This is a genomic window from Aureimonas ureilytica, assembly GCF_001475935.1.
Classification (GTDB): Bacteria; Pseudomonadota; Alphaproteobacteria; order Rhizobiales; family Rhizobiaceae; genus Aureimonas; species Aureimonas ureilytica_A.
This window is the reverse complement of sequence record NZ_LDQA01000041.1, coordinates 46214-61012: the sequence shown is the minus strand read 5'-3', so window position 1 is coordinate 61012 and position 14799 is coordinate 46214. Positions and strand designations below refer to the sequence as shown.

Genomic DNA, 14799 nt, shown 5'->3' with positions numbered 1-14799 from the left:
CAGCTTGCCGACCCGTCTTTTTCGACGACGCATGCGAGGGGAGCGCCGTATGAGCGATTATGTCGAGCTTCATGGCCTGAAGGTTTCGTCCATCCTCAAGGAGTTCGCCGAGACCGAGGCGCTGCCCGGCACCGGCATTGAGCCCGACCGCTTCTGGCAGGCCCTTGCCGATCTTCTGACCGACCTGACCCCGCGCAATCGCGAGCTTCTGGCGCGCCGCGACGCGCTTCAACTCCAGATCGACGCCTGGTGCCGCGAGCATAAGGGCGCGGCGGTGGACGGCGCGGAGGCCGAAAGCTTCCTGCGCGAGATCGGCTATCTCGTGCCCGAAGGCCCGGCCTTCTCGGTCGAGACGGAGAATGTCGATCCCGAGATCGCGACCAAGGCCGGCCCGCAGCTCGTCGTGCCCGTTCTCAATGCCCGCTTCGCGCTGAACGCGGCGAACGCGCGCTGGGGCTCGCTCTATGACGCGCTCTACGGCACGGACGCCATCTCCGAAGAGGATGGCGCCGAGCGCGGGCGCGGCTACAATGCCAAGCGCGGCGCGAAGGTGGTGGCCTGGGCGCGCGCGTTCCTCGACCGCGCCGTGCCGCTGAACGGCGCGTCCTGGACCGATGCCAAGAGCTTCGAGATCGAGAATGGCCGGCTTTGCGCGCGTCTGGGCGACGCGCGCCTCGTGCCGCTGGCCGAGCCGCAGCAGTTCGCCGGCTATCGCGGCGAGGTCGGCCAGCCGACCGCGCTGCTCTTCAACAACAATGGCCTCTATCTCGAAATCGTCATCGACCGGACCTCGCCGATCGGCAAGACCGATCACGCCGGGATCAGCGATGTCATCCTCGAAAGCGCGATCACGACGATCCAGGACTGCGAGGATTCCGTCGCCGCCGTGGACGCCGAAGACAAGGCGGCCGTCTATCGCAACTGGCTGGGCCTGATGAAGGGCGACCTTCAGGAGACCTTCCAGAAGGGCGGCGAGACCGTCACCCGCCGCCTCGAGGACGACCGCGCCTATACCGCGCCCGATGGCTCCGCGCTGACGCTGCCCGGCCGCTCGCTCATGCTGGTGCGCAATGTCGGCCACCTCATGACCAACCCCGCCGTGCTTCTGCCCGACGGCTCGGAAGCCCCCGAAGGGCTGCTCGACGCGCTCTTCACCGTGACCATCGCCCTGCACGACTTGAAGAAGACCGAAGGGCTGCGCAACTCGCGCGCCGGCTCGGTCTATATCGTCAAGCCCAAGATGCACGGGCCGGACGAGGTGGAGTTCGCCGACGAGATCTTCGCCCGCGTCGAGGCCGCGCTCGGCCTCCAGCCCAACACGGTCAAGATGGGCATCATGGACGAGGAGCGCCGCACCACGGCCAACCTCAAGGAATGCATCCGCCGTGCCCGCAAGCGCGTCGTCTTCATCAACACCGGCTTCCTCGACCGCACCGGCGACGAGATGCACACGTCGATGGAACTCGGGCCGATGATCCGCAAGGGGGACATGAAGGCCTCCACCTGGATCAAGGCCTATGAGGACCGCAACGTCGACACGGGCCTCGCCTGCGGCCTCAAGGGCCATGCGCAGATCGGCAAGGGCATGTGGGCCATGCCAGACAAGATGGCCGCGATGCTGGAGCAGAAGGTCGGCCATCCCAAGGCGGGCGCGAACACGGCCTGGGTGCCGTCGCCCACGGCCGCGACCCTTCACGCCACGCATTATCACGAGGTGGATGTCTCCGAGGTGCAGAGCAAGCTGGAGGGCCATCCGCGCACTCAGCTCACCGACATCCTGACCATTCCCGTCGCCGTGCGCCCGAACTGGACGCCGGAGGACGTGCAGGCCGAACTCGACAACAATGCGCAGGGGATTCTAGGCTATGTCGTGCGCTGGGTGGATGCCGGCGTCGGCTGCTCCAAGGTGCCCGACATCAACAATGTCGGCCTAATGGAAGACCGGGCGACCTGCCGCATCTCCTCGCAGCACATCGCCAACTGGCTGCTGCACGGCGTCGTGAGCGAGGCCCAGGTGGTCGAGACCATGCAGCGCATGGCGGCCGTCGTGGACAAGCAGAACGCGGGCGATCCGGCCTACCAGCCGATGGCGCCGAATTTCGACGGCTCCATCGCCTTCCAGGCCGCGCTCGATCTCGTGCTGAAGGGGCGCGAGCAGCCGAACGGCTATACCGAGCCCGTCCTGCATCGCCGCCGCCTCGAAAAGAAGGCCGAGGCGCGCCGCGCCTGATCCCTGGCCGGGCCTCCCGCCCGGCTCCTACATTTCGCCAAGACCCGGCCGGCGGCCTCTCGCCCCCGCCGGGTCTTGTCCTGTCCGGCCACGCCCCATGTCCGCGATGATCACCGAAGTCTGGCCCTATCTGGCGCTCTTTTCCTCCGCCTTCATCGCGGCAACGCTGTTTCCGGCTTCGTCCGAGGCGGTGTTGGTGGGGCTTCTGGCGAGCGGAACGGGGCAGCCCATAGCCCTCGTGCTGGTGGCGACCGCCGGCAACACGCTGGGCGCGGTGGTGAATTGGCTCTGCGGGCGCTCGCTCGCGCATTACCGGGGCCGAAGCTGGTTTCCGGCCGATGGTCCGCAACTGGCGCGGGCCGAGCGTTGGTTCACGCGATTCGGCCTGCCTTCGCTTCTCTTCACCTGGCTGCCGGTCGTGGGCGACGCGCTGACCGTGATCGCCGGGCTTCTGCACGTGCCGCTGCGCTGGTTCGTGCCGCTCGTGGCGCTGGGCAAGGGCGCGCGCTATGTGGTTCTGGCCTTGGCGACGCTGGGCCTCTGGGGCGGTTGACCGCTCGGCACCCGTCGTCCCCCTGAAAGGAGGCGGCATGGACTGGACCACCCCGATCGACGCCTATTGCGAGCGGACCAGCGCGGCTTTCTGGTCGGAGCCCGTCAACGCGCTGACCAATCTCGCCTTTCTTCTGGCCGCGCTCTGGGCCTTCCGGCGCTGGCGGGCGAGGGGCGGGGGCGACCGGGCCACGCTGGTTCTGATCGGGCTCGTCGGCGTGATCGGTGTCGGCTCCTTCCTGTTTCACACCTTTGCCAACCGCTGGTCGGCTCTGGCCGATGTCCTGCCCATCGCGCTCTTCATCTTCGGCTTTTTCACGCTGGCGCTGCGGCGGCTCATCGGCCTGTCCTGGCCGCTGACGCTGCTGGGGCTTCTCGCCTTTGTCGCCTTCGACCAGTTCGTGGCACCCTTGGCAGAGCCGCTTCTCGGATCGTCGGAAGCCTATCTGCCGGCGCTTCTGGCGCTCTACGGTATGGCGCTCTGGTTGATGGGGATCGGCCGAAAGGCGGCGGGGCGTGGGCTCCTGGGCGCGGGCGCGGTCTTCACGCTCTCGCTTCTCTTCCGCATGGCGGACGGGGCGGTCTGCCCCTCTTGGCCCCTGGGCGCGCACTTCCTATGGCATGGGCTGAACGCGGTCACGCTTGCGCTCTGCCTGCGTGTTGGGATGGCGTATGAGGGCCGCGCGACGGCGCAAAACCCAGCGTGATTCGGCTTGCAAGCCTTCGCGCCCAGAGGAGGCCGGCTGCGGCGCGGGCAGCGGAAACGCCGTCCGCTGCCCCCGAGCGCGAGACCCGCGTCAGCAAGGGGAACCGTAGCCTGAACAGCCCGGCGCGTCGGGCAAGACGGGCTCCGAGACCAGTCGAGAGCGCATAAAAAAGGCCGGGCGCTTCCCCCGAAGCGCCCGGCCGGAGCGGTCCCCCGCTCTTGAAACTGTTTAGCTCTGCGGTGCCGCGCGGCGGTGATCTTCCAGCGTTTCCTTGCCCTGGAGCACGATCACGCGGGCATTCATCGGAACGCGGTCGTAGAGATCGACGATGTCCTGGTTCATCAGGCGGATGCAGCCCGACGAGACCGACTTGCCGATCGACCACCATTCCGGCGTGCCGTGCAGACGGAACAGCGTGTCCTTCTTGCCCTGGTAGAGATACAGAGCGCGCGCGCCGAGCGGGTTGTTGAGGCCCGGATTCATGCCGACCTCATTGCCGTAAGGCTTGAGTTCGGGGCGGCGCGCAATCATCTCGACCGGCGGAAACCACTTCGGCCAGTGCTGCTTGTCCTTGATCTGCGCTTCGCCGGACCAGGCAAAACCGGCCTTGCCGACGCCGATGCCGTAGCGCATCGCGGTGCCCTGCGGCTCGACCACGTAGAGGAAGTGGTTGTTCGTGTCGACGACGACGGTGCCGGGCTCCAGCCCTTCGCCATTGTAGACCACGCGCTGGCGCAGGAACTGTGCGTTGATCTTGTTCGCCGGGATCTTCGGAAGCTTGAAGCCGCCATCCTCGAAGGAATCATAGGCCGTCAACTCGACCGGGCCGAGCGGACCGCCCGACTTGATCTCTTCCGTCGGTGCGACATAGGCCTGGGCCATAGGCGCGACTTTGACGATGGAGGCACGCTGCTGCTGCGTGGTCGTGCAGGCACCGAGGGCAGCCATGGCGGCGAGGCAAACGCCGAGGAGAAGCGGATTCGAGCGGGTCTTCATGAAACGTCCGGTGCAGGCTGCGGGGCGGGCGGGCAGATCATGTCGCAAGCCCCGGACAAGCAATCCCATTGAGGGTGCCCGATCCGTACGCCTCCGACCCATGTCTGGCAACGTGAAGATTAGACCGGTGCGTGGTTAAGAATTCATTGTTGCGGTGCGAGCACAGTTGACGATCCACAGGGCGGCGACATGTCTGTGCCGATCCTGTGGATACAGGGTAACACTCCGGGGGTTCGGATGAATATCGGGGAGGCTTCGCGGCGGTCCGGCCTGCCGCCGAAAACCATACGCTATTACGAGGATGTGGGTCTCGTGCGGCCCGCCCGCGCGGCCAACGGCTATCGCGACTATGGCGAGCGCGACGTGCATGTCCTGCGCTTTCTCCAGCGCTCCCGCTCGCTCGGCTTTTCGATCGACGAGGCGCGCAAGCTGCTGGCGCTCTATGGCGGGGAGGGGAGCCAGCGCGACGAGGTTCGCCGGCTCGCCAGTCGGCGCCTGATCGAGATCGACCGCAAGATCGAGGAACTTCAGACCCTTAAACGTTCGCTCGCCTCCCTGACGCAGGATTGCGAAAAGGGACGAGGTCCCGATTGTCCGATTCTGGACGAGATCAGCGGTGAGCGCATTCGCCTGCCCACGCGTTTGACAGGGGTCTGAGAGGCAGGCCGACCAACGGCCAAACCGGCTCGACCAAAGTGGGTCTTGTCTCACGGGCTAGGCGAAGATCGATCAGGGCTGTGCTCTCAGGTTGTGGGTGCGGGAACCTGCCTGTTTTCTCACCGTGACGATGCTTGTTTGCGCAGGCGCGATGGCGACGATGCGGTCATCTATCTGGAATTATTGATGCGGAGGGCGTTCTATTTCAACCGCACAATAAAGGATCGCTCGTGTTATTGTGGCGCGCGCCGGGTGCTCACCCAATCGGGTGAAAATTTATCTGGATGGCTGATCAAAAATCATTGACGAAATGCCTCCAAACGCGGACGTTTTGATTCAGAATTTACGCGTCCAAGGCGAATATCATGCCCCATTCCGCCCTCCGTACGTCTCTCGGTTGGGTTCCGACGATTGCCTTGTCCTGGTTCTGGGGGCTCGGCTTCTTCTACGCGATCCATGTGACGCGAACCTATGGCTGGACGGGGTTCTTCGCCTTCGCGCTCGCCAACGCCTTGGGCTTCTTTCTGTTCGGGTGGGTTCTAGGCCGGACGGGGCGCGATCCAGCAATGCTCTGGCCCCGCCTTCAAGGGCCGTTCACCGGCCTTTTCCTTCTGGCCCAGATCGCCGCCGTCGCGGTGAGCCTTCAGGCCTTCGTCGCCTATCTCGCGCCGCTGGGCGGAGTTCCGGCCATGGCGCTTCTGGCGGGGCTCGTGGTTCTGGCCGCTTGCGCCATCGGCCACGCCGTTTCGATCGGCATGATCCGACGCCTTCATGCCCTCTACCTCCCGCTGGGTGTCGGCGCGGCGCTGGTCGCCCTCGTCACGCTGCGAGGGGGAGGTCAGCCGCTTCTCGGGGCGATCAACGGGCTGGATGGCCGCTTCTTCGGTCTCGTCCTGCCGACGCTGGTGGGTTTTCTTCTCGGACCCTGGACCGATGTGCAGCAATGGCAGCGCGCGGTGGAAATCCGCAAGGCCGGCGGCTCGGTGAGGCTGGCTTACGGTCTGGGGGCGGCCCTGTTCTTCGGGCTTCTGCTTCTCAATGCCGGGCTCGCGGTCGCGGCCGGGATGGTGACGCCGCCAGCGGCGTCTTCCGGGTTCTGGGAGCCGGCCTCGGTGGCGGGCGCGCTGGCCGAACGGAGTGGGGGGCTCGCCGGCAGCGCCTTTCTGGTCTGGGCGTCGATCGCGCTCCTATCGACGGTGGACGGCGCTTACGCCGCGCTCCGCTGGCTTCTGGCCGGGGTGACGGCGCGCAGCAGCAGCCCGCTTCTGGCCATCGTGCCGGCCTCGCTCGTCGCCTCGCCGCTCTGGGTTCTGGCGCTGGCCGTCGCTCTTGCCGCCGTGGCGGTGCAGGCGCAACTCCCGATGATCTATCTCATGATGCCCTTCGCCACGCTTCTTGCGGGGCCGGCGGCCTGTCTTCTGGCGCGGGTGCTGGGGCGTCGCGGGCGCTACGACAGCGTCCTGTGCTATCTGATCGGCTTCGCCTCCATGCTGCTCTTCGTGATCGGCTATGCCGGGCCGGTGCCCAGCCTTCTCGGGCTCTCGGCGCTTGTCGCGCTGATCGGCGCGCTGCCCATGCTGTTGCAGCCCGGCGAGCCTGAAACACAGCCGAGCAAGCCGGACGCGCCTTCGGAGCCGGCAAACCAACCGGTTCAGCTCGCGCCGCTTGCGCCTGCGGGCAAAGTCGCCGAGCTTTCGGCCGCGCATGGCTTCGATGGCGACTGGTTCGTGATGCGCATGGTGCCGACCTACGACGACACCAATTCGGTCGGGAATGTCTATTTCGCCAATTACATGCGCTGGGTGGGCAAGGCGCGGGAGCTGTTCTTCAACCAGTGCATGCCCGAGTTCGATCTCGCCTCGACCTCGTTCTATGTGCTGACGCGCTCGTTCCAGCACGATTTCCGCCGCGAGGCGCAGGAGTTCGAGCCCATCATCGTGCGCATCCGCATCGAAACGCACAATCGCAAATTCGTTACCCTCGCGCACGAGATTCATAGCGAGAACCAAGGACTTCTCGGCCGGGGCTCGCAGTCGCTGATGTTCGTGGACACGAAGGATTATCGTCCGCTCGACATTCCTTCCAGCATCATTCGAGGCTTCCTGCCCTATTGGCCGAAGACCTCCGGCCTGAATGCCCGGGGGGCAGGGGCGGCCAGCCTGTCGGAAGCGCTCTAGGCGCTTCCTGCGAAGGCTCAGTCAGCGTTGACGCTCGGGGCAGCGTTGACGCTTGGGGTCAGCGTTGACGCTTGTGTCAGCGTTGACGCTTGGCGAGGCCTCCGTCGGCGGGCCTCTTCGTCAGCTCACCAACCGCAGATCGGGTGCGGGGAAAGCCGGGCGCACCAGAGCGTTGGCGGCGTCCGCCGTCATGGCGCGGCCGAACAGGAAGCCCTGGCATTCGTCGCAACCGAGATCGACGAGGCAGGCCTGCTGCTCCTTGAACTCGACCCCTTCCGCGATCACCACCATGCCCAGCGCCTTGGCGAGCGAGACGATGGAGCGCACGATGGGCATGTCCGCCCCCTCGCCATTGAGATCGGTGACGAAGCTGCGGTCGATCTTGAGCTTGTCGAAGGCGATGCGGCGCAGATAGGCCAGACTGGAATAGCCGGTGCCGAAATCGTCCAACGCCAGGCGCACGCCCAGCGCGCGCAGGCGCGCCAGCTTGGTGTTGACCTGAGCGGCCGCCTCCAGAAGCACCGATTCGGTGATCTCCAGTTCCAGCCTCGCAGGCGATAGGCCGAATGTCTGGAGCGCGTCTTCCACGTGTTTCGGCACGTCGGTATGGCGCAGCTGGATGGGCGAGAGGTTGACCGCGATGCCGATCTCCTCGGGCCAGTTGGCGGCCGTGCGACAGGCCTCGCGCAGCGCCCAATTTCCGAGAGGCATGATGACGCCCGTTTCCTCGGCGATCGGAATGAACTCCGAAGGCGGCACCTCGCCGCGCTTGGGATGGTTCCAGCGCAAAAGCGCCTCGAAACCGCAGATCGCGCCGGAGCGGGCGTGGACCTGCGGCTGGTAGTGGAGCTGGAACTCGCCCCGCTCCAGCGCCCCGCGCAGGTCCGCCGCCAAGGCGCGCTGGCGAACGAGGCGCTCGTCCATCTCGGCCTCGTAGAAACGATAGCCGTTGCGGCCCTCGCTCTTCGTTCGGTAGAGCGCGAGATCGGCGCGCCGCACCAGATCCTCCCCGCCGTCGCAAGGCGAGACCGCGATGCCGATGCTGACGCCGATGCCCAGATGAATGTCGCCCAGACGGCAGGGCCGGGCGATGGTGGCGAGGATGCGCTCGGCCAGCCGCGCGACGGTCCGACGGTCGCCATTGTCGTAAAGCACCATGAACTCGTCGCCCGCGAGCCGCGCGACGAATGTGTGGGGTCCGACGAAGCTGCGCAACCGGTTCGCCACTTCCCGCAGCAGCGCGTCGCCCACCGCATGGCCGAACGTGTCGTTGGCGTTCTTGAACTCGTCGAGATCGAGGCACATGACCGCGAATCCGCTCGACTCGCCGCGCGCCCTATAGGTGTCCAGCGTCTGCTGAAACAGGGCGCGGTTCGGAAGGTCTGTGAGTGGGTCGTGCGTGGCGAGATAGGAGAGATGCTCCTGCGAGCGCCGCTGCGCCGTGATATCGGAGCCCACGCCCCGATAGCCCGCAAATGCGCCGTCCTCGTCCTCGATCGGCTTGCCGCTGAGGCTCCACCAGCGCTCTTCGCCCGAAAAGCGCAGGCGGATCGCGACGCCATGGAACTCGCGCTTGTCGGCCATGGTCTGGAACAGGGCCGCCAGCTCCTTTTCCTGCGGGTTTGCGCCCGCCGCGCCGAACAGGCGCGCCATGGTCAGCCCGTGCAGGACGCTTACGGGGAGGTCCAGCACTTCCGCCAGCCGGGGCGAGACATGCTGCATCCGCAACTCGGCGTCGGTTTCCCAAAGCCAGTCGCTGGCATGAGCCTCGAAATCGTTGAGCAGGAGATTGGTCAGCTCCTGCTGGCGCGTCAGTTCGATTTGAGTGAGGACGCGCTTGGTCACGAGGCGGCGCAGATGGAACATCGCCGTGAAGATGAAGAGCGCGTAGAAGGCCAGGAGAACGGCGACATAGAGATTGACCGGCTCGCCCGTCATGGCGAGCGCCAGGAACGAGCCGCAGACGATCGGGCCGACATAGGCCATCGAGGCGCGCGGCACGGTGGCCAGACACATGCCCGTCGCGATCAGCCCGGCACAGGTGGAGGCGATGAGAAGCCGGCCCTGCATGTCGCTTTGCGCGAAGAGCACCACCGGCACGGATGCCAGAAGCAGGCCGGCCAGAAGCGCCGTCGCCGTCATCGCCTGGCGAAACCGATGGGTGATGGGCTGCGCGTCGCCGCGCCCGCGCCAGCACCAGCAACTCTCCAGCGTCAGGATGGCCAGCGCGACGCTGCCGATCTGAAGGCCGAGGAGATAGACCCCATAGCCGCTGCGCCAATAGAGAACGATGATGACCTGAACAACCATGAAGGCCGTGATGGCCGTCAGCGGTGCCAGGCGCAGCGCGAAATCCACGCGCTCGGTCTGCACGCTGTCGGGCAGGGGGCCGTCGCGCGCGTCGCGCGGATCGAAATCGATCAGAAACGCAGCGAGCCGCCGGAACGGGGTCATCCAGTCCAATCGGTTCATTGGTGTCCACTCCGCACGCTTTTGGGGAGCTGTGCAGCCTCGTGTCTCGCTCGCCTTCGCGTCCCGTCTGTTTGATGCAAGAGGAACCAAACCGGATCGGGACCGCATCGGCGGCCTTTCAATTGCAGAGGTCTAACGCGCGAGGCAACGCTTGGACGACTGGTAAGGTGGACACCCCTAAATCGTACTGAATGCTCTCTTAACGGCAGGTAACGAAATGCGTTCATTCTAGCTCGCCGATGCCCTGGGGCAGAAAGGCGCGTGAGGCCGTGAACCAACGTATCGCGTCGGGGCCGGTCAGTGAAGGCGCGTGGGGCGCGAGCCGATAATGTCGAGCGCCACCATGCAGGCGTCGAGAAAGGCCTGATGCGGCAGGTCGGGATGCGTCTCACGGAAGAGCTGTGTCAGCTCGTCCGGATCGTCCGTCTCTTCCGACAAACGAAGCACCGTGATGATCGGATCTTCGTCCGATGCCATGTATCCCCTCCGACCCCTGTGGAGACTGACTTATAGCCAGAGAGCGGTTTGAAAAGTCCTTCGGTGCGCAAGGGTCCTGCGCGCCATCGCCGCGCGCCGCATCAACGCTCTGTGACAACACGAAAAGGCCCGCCACGGCTTTCGCCGGGCGAGCCTTTCGAAGGGGATCGTGTGGGGAGCGCGATCCCCGCCGTATCAGTTGAAGCGGTAGGAGAGCTTCGCCGTCACGGTGTGGAAGTCGAAGTCGCCCTGGCTCCGGAAATCGGTGAACTGGCCGGGCACCACGGCTGCGGCCGCGCCGTCGAACGGGCCGCCGTTCAGGCGCGTGAAGGAGCCGCTGTCACCGAGATTGGTGTAGAGATATTCGGCGCCGAAGGAGATGTTCTGCGTCACCTTCACTTCCATGCCGCCGCCGACCGAGTAACCCCACTCGTCCTCGTTCGTGTTGACGAGAGCCGGGAAGGCGGCGGTGACGGCCGGGCTGTTGGTGCCGAAGCGGTAGTCCACCTCGCCATAGGCGAAGCCGCCCGTGGCGTAGAGCAGCGCGCTTTCGGTGACGAGGTAACCCGCGCGCAGGCGGCCGGTCACGAGATAGTCGAGGCTGCGCTCGGCGGTGTAGACGGCCGGCGTGTTGGAGAAGGCGCTGGCGCGCTGGGCGATGTCGAGCGCGTTGATGTCGGCCAGAGCGCCGACCACGAAGTTGCCGGCCTGATAGTCGTAGCCGATATGCGCGCCGCCGATGAAGCTCGACTGGAATTCGGTCGAGAAGTTCGAGCCGAAGGCGTTGGTCAGGAAAGTCGCGCCGGCGCCGGTGAAGTTCGGCACGATGGCGAGATTGTCGCCATTGTCCGGGTTGAACGCGCCGCCGCCTTGGACGCCGAGATAGAGGCCGGTCCAGTTGACGACGGGCGCGACGGCGATGGGCGCGGCCGGCTCCTGATACACGACGTCGGCGGCCAGAGCCTGCGAGGCGAGGCCGAGCGTGGCGGCGGAAGCGAGAAGGAGGGCGATGGTCTTCATGGCACAGGCTCCAGTTGCGGGGAGGCTCTTTCGGCCTCTCGTGTCAGAGGGGCATGGGCGTCAGGGAAGCTCGAAATCTCCCTGGCTGCTCGTGCCGTTGTGCTTCAAGATGACAGCTTATCTTCCCCGCTCAAGAGGCTGCTTGTGGGCATTTTCTAAGTGTTGCAGGAGAGTGACGTGTATTGTCGCGTCAATCCTTGGATGATGACTGCGACAACCTGTCAGTTTGATGCGGTCAGGAGGGTGAAAAGGCCGGATTTGCCGGGTTTGTCTCTCGGGATTCTACGAGAGAATACGCCGCTATAACGGTTTCGTGAGATGAGTTTGTCGCGGGCGCGAAAGTGTCTTGAAGCTTGTGGTTGCAATGCGGTGGATCGCAACAACACGAAAAGCCCGCTCCCACAACGGGACGCGAGCTTTGCAAAGGAATGGTCCGCGAGCAGAGCCCGCTCAGCTGATGGCGGATGGAGCGCCCGATATCAGCGCGCGTTGCGCGGCTTGGGGCTCTTGTCGCCCGAAAGCTGAAGCGCGACGGAGACGAGCACCGCGAAGCCGCCCATGGTCAGGATGAAGGAGAACAGGGTCGTGACGATATCCATGGCTCGAACCTTCGCTCGTATCGGAAGGTTTCAGAAACCATGCGCGCGGTTAACGAAAGCTTTCCGCGCGCCCTACCATTGATCCTACCAAAGCACATGGTTAACCGGGCGCACGGGCGGCGGCACGTCCGGCTCGCCGCACAATTGCTCCAGATCGATCTGGATCGTGCGGCAGATCGAGGTCAGCGGCACGTCGTGGGCGCGGTTCTCGAACGGATCCTGCAGATCGCCGCCGATCCGGTCCATGGCCAGCATCATGAATCCGACGATGGTGGAGGCGAGCGGCGTGTAGATGCCCAAACTGTCGACAAGGCCGACCGGCAGCAGAATGCAGAAGACCTGCACGAAAAGCGTCGGGAAATAGGCGTATTCACGCGGCAGCGGCGTGTTCTTGATCCGCTCCATGCCCCCTTGGGCATTGCTCATATCGACCAGCAACTGCTCGATCTGGGTGCGGCGGATCGAGTCCATCCAGCCCTGGCGCATCGCGTCCGACAGGAGTGCGGCCGTTTCGTTGAGGATGACATTGGGCACATTGGCGACGGATTTCAGCCCCTCGGCCTCGCCTTCCCCCAGAAAGGGACGGATTTCCTCGAGCGCGGGCTGACGGCGCAGATGGCAGCGCAATGCGTTGACATAGGCGACCTGCCGCATAACGAGCGCATGGCGCAGGTCGTGGCTTTCCGGCCTCTTGTCGATCAGGTGGATCACCGCCCGGCCATAGGAGCGCGAGGCGTTGACCATGGCGCCCCAAAGCGTACGGGCTTCCCACCATCGGTTGTAGGCATTGTTGTTGCGAAAGCCGAGAAACAGCGCCAGCGCCGAGCCCAGCAGCGTCATGGGCAGGATCGGCAGTTCAAACTCGGGATGGGGCAGATAGACATAGGCGAGCGTGACGAGGACATCCCAGACCAAAAGCAGGGCGAGCGGCCAGCCGATGTAGCGCAGCATTCGGGGCAGGCGGGCGGATTCGGGTAGGACCATAGGCGTTTCCTTGTCGTTAGCCGGGCAACGACGAGGGTCGGCTGAGGTTGCACCGCAACAAGGGGCGATGGCGGGCGATGAAGGGCTCGACCTGTGGCAGGCGCCTCCGGCTGAGGTCGGCTTATCCTGCTGTTCGGCCTCGGGATTTTTACGAAATGGAAAGGATTTGTCGGGCCGCCGGGGAACCCCAGCCATCATCACGCGATTGTTGACCTGACGATTTCATGGATGAACGCTCATGCGCAGCCGCAGCCCTTTTCACCTTCGCTTCCTCCGATACGGCCTTCTGACCCTCAGCCTGCTCTTTGCCGGCGGCATCGTGTTTCTGGGCGTGACCAACATGACCAAGGTCGAGGCCGATCCGCTGGTGGACTATCGCCCCGTCTCGCAGAACTGACATCGCGACATGAAAAAGCCCTCCCCGCCGGCGGGCGGGGAGGGCTTTGCTGGACGAGGGGCGCAGGTCGAAATTGACCACGCCGCCAGACTCAAGCCGCCTTGGCGGTCTCTGCCGGGGCCTCGTCCATGGCGCGCAGATACAGGTCGAGCAGCGTTTCGTGTTCGTCGCGCTCGTCCTTGTCCTGCTTGCGCAGCTTGATGATTTCTTTCAGAATCTTGACGTCGAAGCCTTCGCCCTTCGCCTCGGCGAAGACGTCCTTCTTGCCTTCCATCAGATCCTGGATTTCCTGATCCAGCTGTTCCACGCGCTCCACGAACGAGCGGATGCGGCTTCCGCCGATCCCAACCGTGTCCGACATGGTGACTCCTTCTTGAATGAATGAGTGCACTATCGCCGGCAGACGTAATCACTTCCTTAATCGTAACGGCGGGATTCACCGCTCGAATGCAGCGTGGTTTCGGAAGGCGACATTGCCGAGCCCGGTGCCGATCGTCACCGCCGCCCAGCGCGAGACATCCCGCATCGAGGGCTCTTCGCTGAGGCCCTGGATGACAGCGTCATTGTGAAGGAGCACCACGCTCGGCCGACCGGCGAGCAGGGGCACGGCGCGCCGGATGCGCTCAGGAAGAAAGAACCCATCCTCGCTCCAGTCCCCCGGCAGGTTCTGCACGCCGCTTGTGATCGCGCCGTCCGGGCGGATCAGGCCGGGGCAGGCCAGGCCGATCACGGGCGAGAGGGCAAGCCCGTGCCGCTCTGCCTCTTCGGCCATGTCGCGCAGCAGGACGGCGATGTGCTCCACCATCTCGTCCCGGCTCGGCGCCTCGTCGGCATGGCACCATTTTTCGCGGGCGACGACGTCCGGCGCGCCAACGCCGCTCGGCAACGACACGAGGCCGCAGCGAAGATTCGTGCCACCGATATCGACGGCCAGAAACCCGTTGCCCTGCGCCAGAAGCTCGGACGGCGCGGCATAGGCCCAGCCGATCATGCCGCCATCGTCGGGCTCGTGGCTGAGCGGGGTGAGGGCGATATTCCAATCCGCCTCGCGGAGATGGGCCTGGGCGCGCCGCAAGACCTCCTGCCCGATCTCAGCCGATTGCAGCCCGCCGCCGCAGACGATGCGCTGCGTGCCGCGCCATGAGGGCGTCTGCAGGAAGCGAATGAGCACATCGGTCAGGTCGCGGGAGAACTCGGCGAGGGCACGCTCCAGCGTCTCGGCCTCGGCTGCCTCACCCGGATGCCGCGCGGGACCGCGCAAGGCTTCGTCCAACTCGTCGCGCTCCAGCTCCTCGGTCGGCTCCTCGCCGAAGGGCTTGACGCCCCGGCCGGATAGGCGCTCGCGCCATTCGTCCAGAAGCTCGCGAAAGGCGGTCTCGCTGGCCTTGTCGCCGACGAAGCCGTCCTCCTCTCGCAGGTCGAGACTGTAGCTTTCGACGCGCAAGGAGGGGAGGTCGGCCGCGCCGTGAGGGATGTCGTCCGACGGGAGAGGAACGTCCAAGCTGTCGGCCATCGTCTCGTCCCTCATCCT

Annotated in this window: 13 protein-coding genes; 6 read left to right on the top strand and 7 right to left on the bottom strand. The window is 65.3% G+C overall.

The window, feature by feature from the left end; translation table 11 throughout:
• Positions 1–49 precede the first annotated feature (49 nt).
• The 3 genes from NS365_RS16370 to NS365_RS16360 all read left to right on the top strand — a co-directional run bounded on the left by NS365_RS16370 (position 50) and on the right by NS365_RS16360 (position 3489).
• On the top strand, positions 50–2230 hold the full coding sequence (locus NS365_RS16370) for a malate synthase G (protein ID WP_058601367.1): 2181 nt from the start codon (positions 50–52) through the stop codon (positions 2228–2230).
• A gap of 97 nt (positions 2231–2327) precedes the next feature.
• Positions 2328–2783: a YqaA family protein gene (locus NS365_RS16365; protein ID WP_430515429.1), complete on the top strand. Its 456-nt coding sequence runs from the start codon at positions 2328–2330 to the stop codon at positions 2781–2783.
• Positions 2784–2820: 37 nt separating this feature from the next.
• Positions 2821–3489 carry a ceramidase domain-containing protein gene (locus NS365_RS16360; protein ID WP_058601366.1) on the top strand — a complete coding sequence of 223 codons (669 nt, stop codon included), beginning with the start codon at positions 2821–2823 and terminating at the stop codon, positions 3487–3489.
• A 228-nt stretch (positions 3490–3717) separates the two neighbouring features.
• Here the strand turns inward: NS365_RS16360 and NS365_RS16355 are convergent, their stop codons facing one another.
• On the bottom strand, positions 3718–4485 hold the full coding sequence (locus tag NS365_RS16355; protein WP_058601365.1) for a L,D-transpeptidase: 768 nt from the start codon (positions 4483–4485) through the stop codon (positions 3718–3720).
• A 237-nt stretch (positions 4486–4722) separates the two neighbouring features.
• Here NS365_RS16355 and NS365_RS16350 point away from each other — a divergent pair, with 237 nt between their 5' ends.
• Together NS365_RS16350 and NS365_RS16345 are read left to right on the top strand one after the other, a co-directional pair.
• Entirely contained in the window at positions 4723–5142 is a 420-nt protein-coding gene (locus tag NS365_RS16350; protein WP_058601364.1) for a MerR family transcriptional regulator, read from the top strand.
• Positions 5143–5507: 365 nt separating this feature from the next.
• A complete protein-coding gene (locus NS365_RS16345) occupies positions 5508–7319 on the top strand; it encodes an acyl-CoA thioesterase (protein ID WP_058601363.1) in 1812 nt (603 codons plus the stop codon).
• Between the two features lie 120 nt (positions 7320–7439).
• Here the strand turns inward: NS365_RS16345 and NS365_RS16340 are convergent, their stop codons facing one another.
• The 4 genes from NS365_RS16340 to NS365_RS16325 form a co-directional block, all read right to left on the bottom strand.
• Complete coding sequence (locus tag NS365_RS16340; protein WP_244498472.1) at positions 7440–9791, bottom strand: putative bifunctional diguanylate cyclase/phosphodiesterase; 2352 nt, start codon at positions 9789–9791, stop codon at positions 7440–7442.
• Positions 9792–10088: 297 nt separating this feature from the next.
• On the bottom strand, positions 10089–10268 hold the full coding sequence (locus NS365_RS16335) for a hypothetical protein (protein ID WP_058601362.1): 180 nt from the start codon (positions 10266–10268) through the stop codon (positions 10089–10091).
• A 195-nt stretch (positions 10269–10463) separates the two neighbouring features.
• Positions 10464–11288 carry an outer membrane protein gene (locus NS365_RS16330; protein WP_058601361.1) on the bottom strand — a complete coding sequence of 275 codons (825 nt, stop codon included), beginning with the start codon at positions 11286–11288 and terminating at the stop codon, positions 10464–10466.
• Between the two features lie 683 nt (positions 11289–11971).
• Complete coding sequence (locus tag NS365_RS16325; RefSeq protein WP_058601360.1) at positions 11972–12871, bottom strand: bestrophin family protein; 900 nt, start codon at positions 12869–12871, stop codon at positions 11972–11974.
• A 238-nt stretch (positions 12872–13109) separates the two neighbouring features.
• Between NS365_RS16325 and NS365_RS24570 the strand changes: the two genes are divergently transcribed.
• Positions 13110–13268 carry a hypothetical protein gene (locus NS365_RS24570; protein ID WP_193753463.1) on the top strand — a complete coding sequence of 53 codons (159 nt, stop codon included), beginning with the start codon at positions 13110–13112 and terminating at the stop codon, positions 13266–13268.
• A gap of 91 nt (positions 13269–13359) precedes the next feature.
• On the opposite strand, the gene NS365_RS16320 is transcribed toward NS365_RS24570, so the two are convergent.
• A complete protein-coding gene (locus NS365_RS16320) occupies positions 13360–13629 on the bottom strand; it encodes a DUF2312 domain-containing protein (protein WP_058601359.1) in 270 nt (89 codons plus the stop codon).
• A 75-nt stretch (positions 13630–13704) separates the two neighbouring features.
• Entirely contained in the window at positions 13705–14781 is a 1077-nt protein-coding gene (locus tag NS365_RS16315; RefSeq protein WP_058601358.1) for an ROK family protein, read from the bottom strand.
• Between the last annotated feature and the right edge of the window lie 18 nt (positions 14782–14799).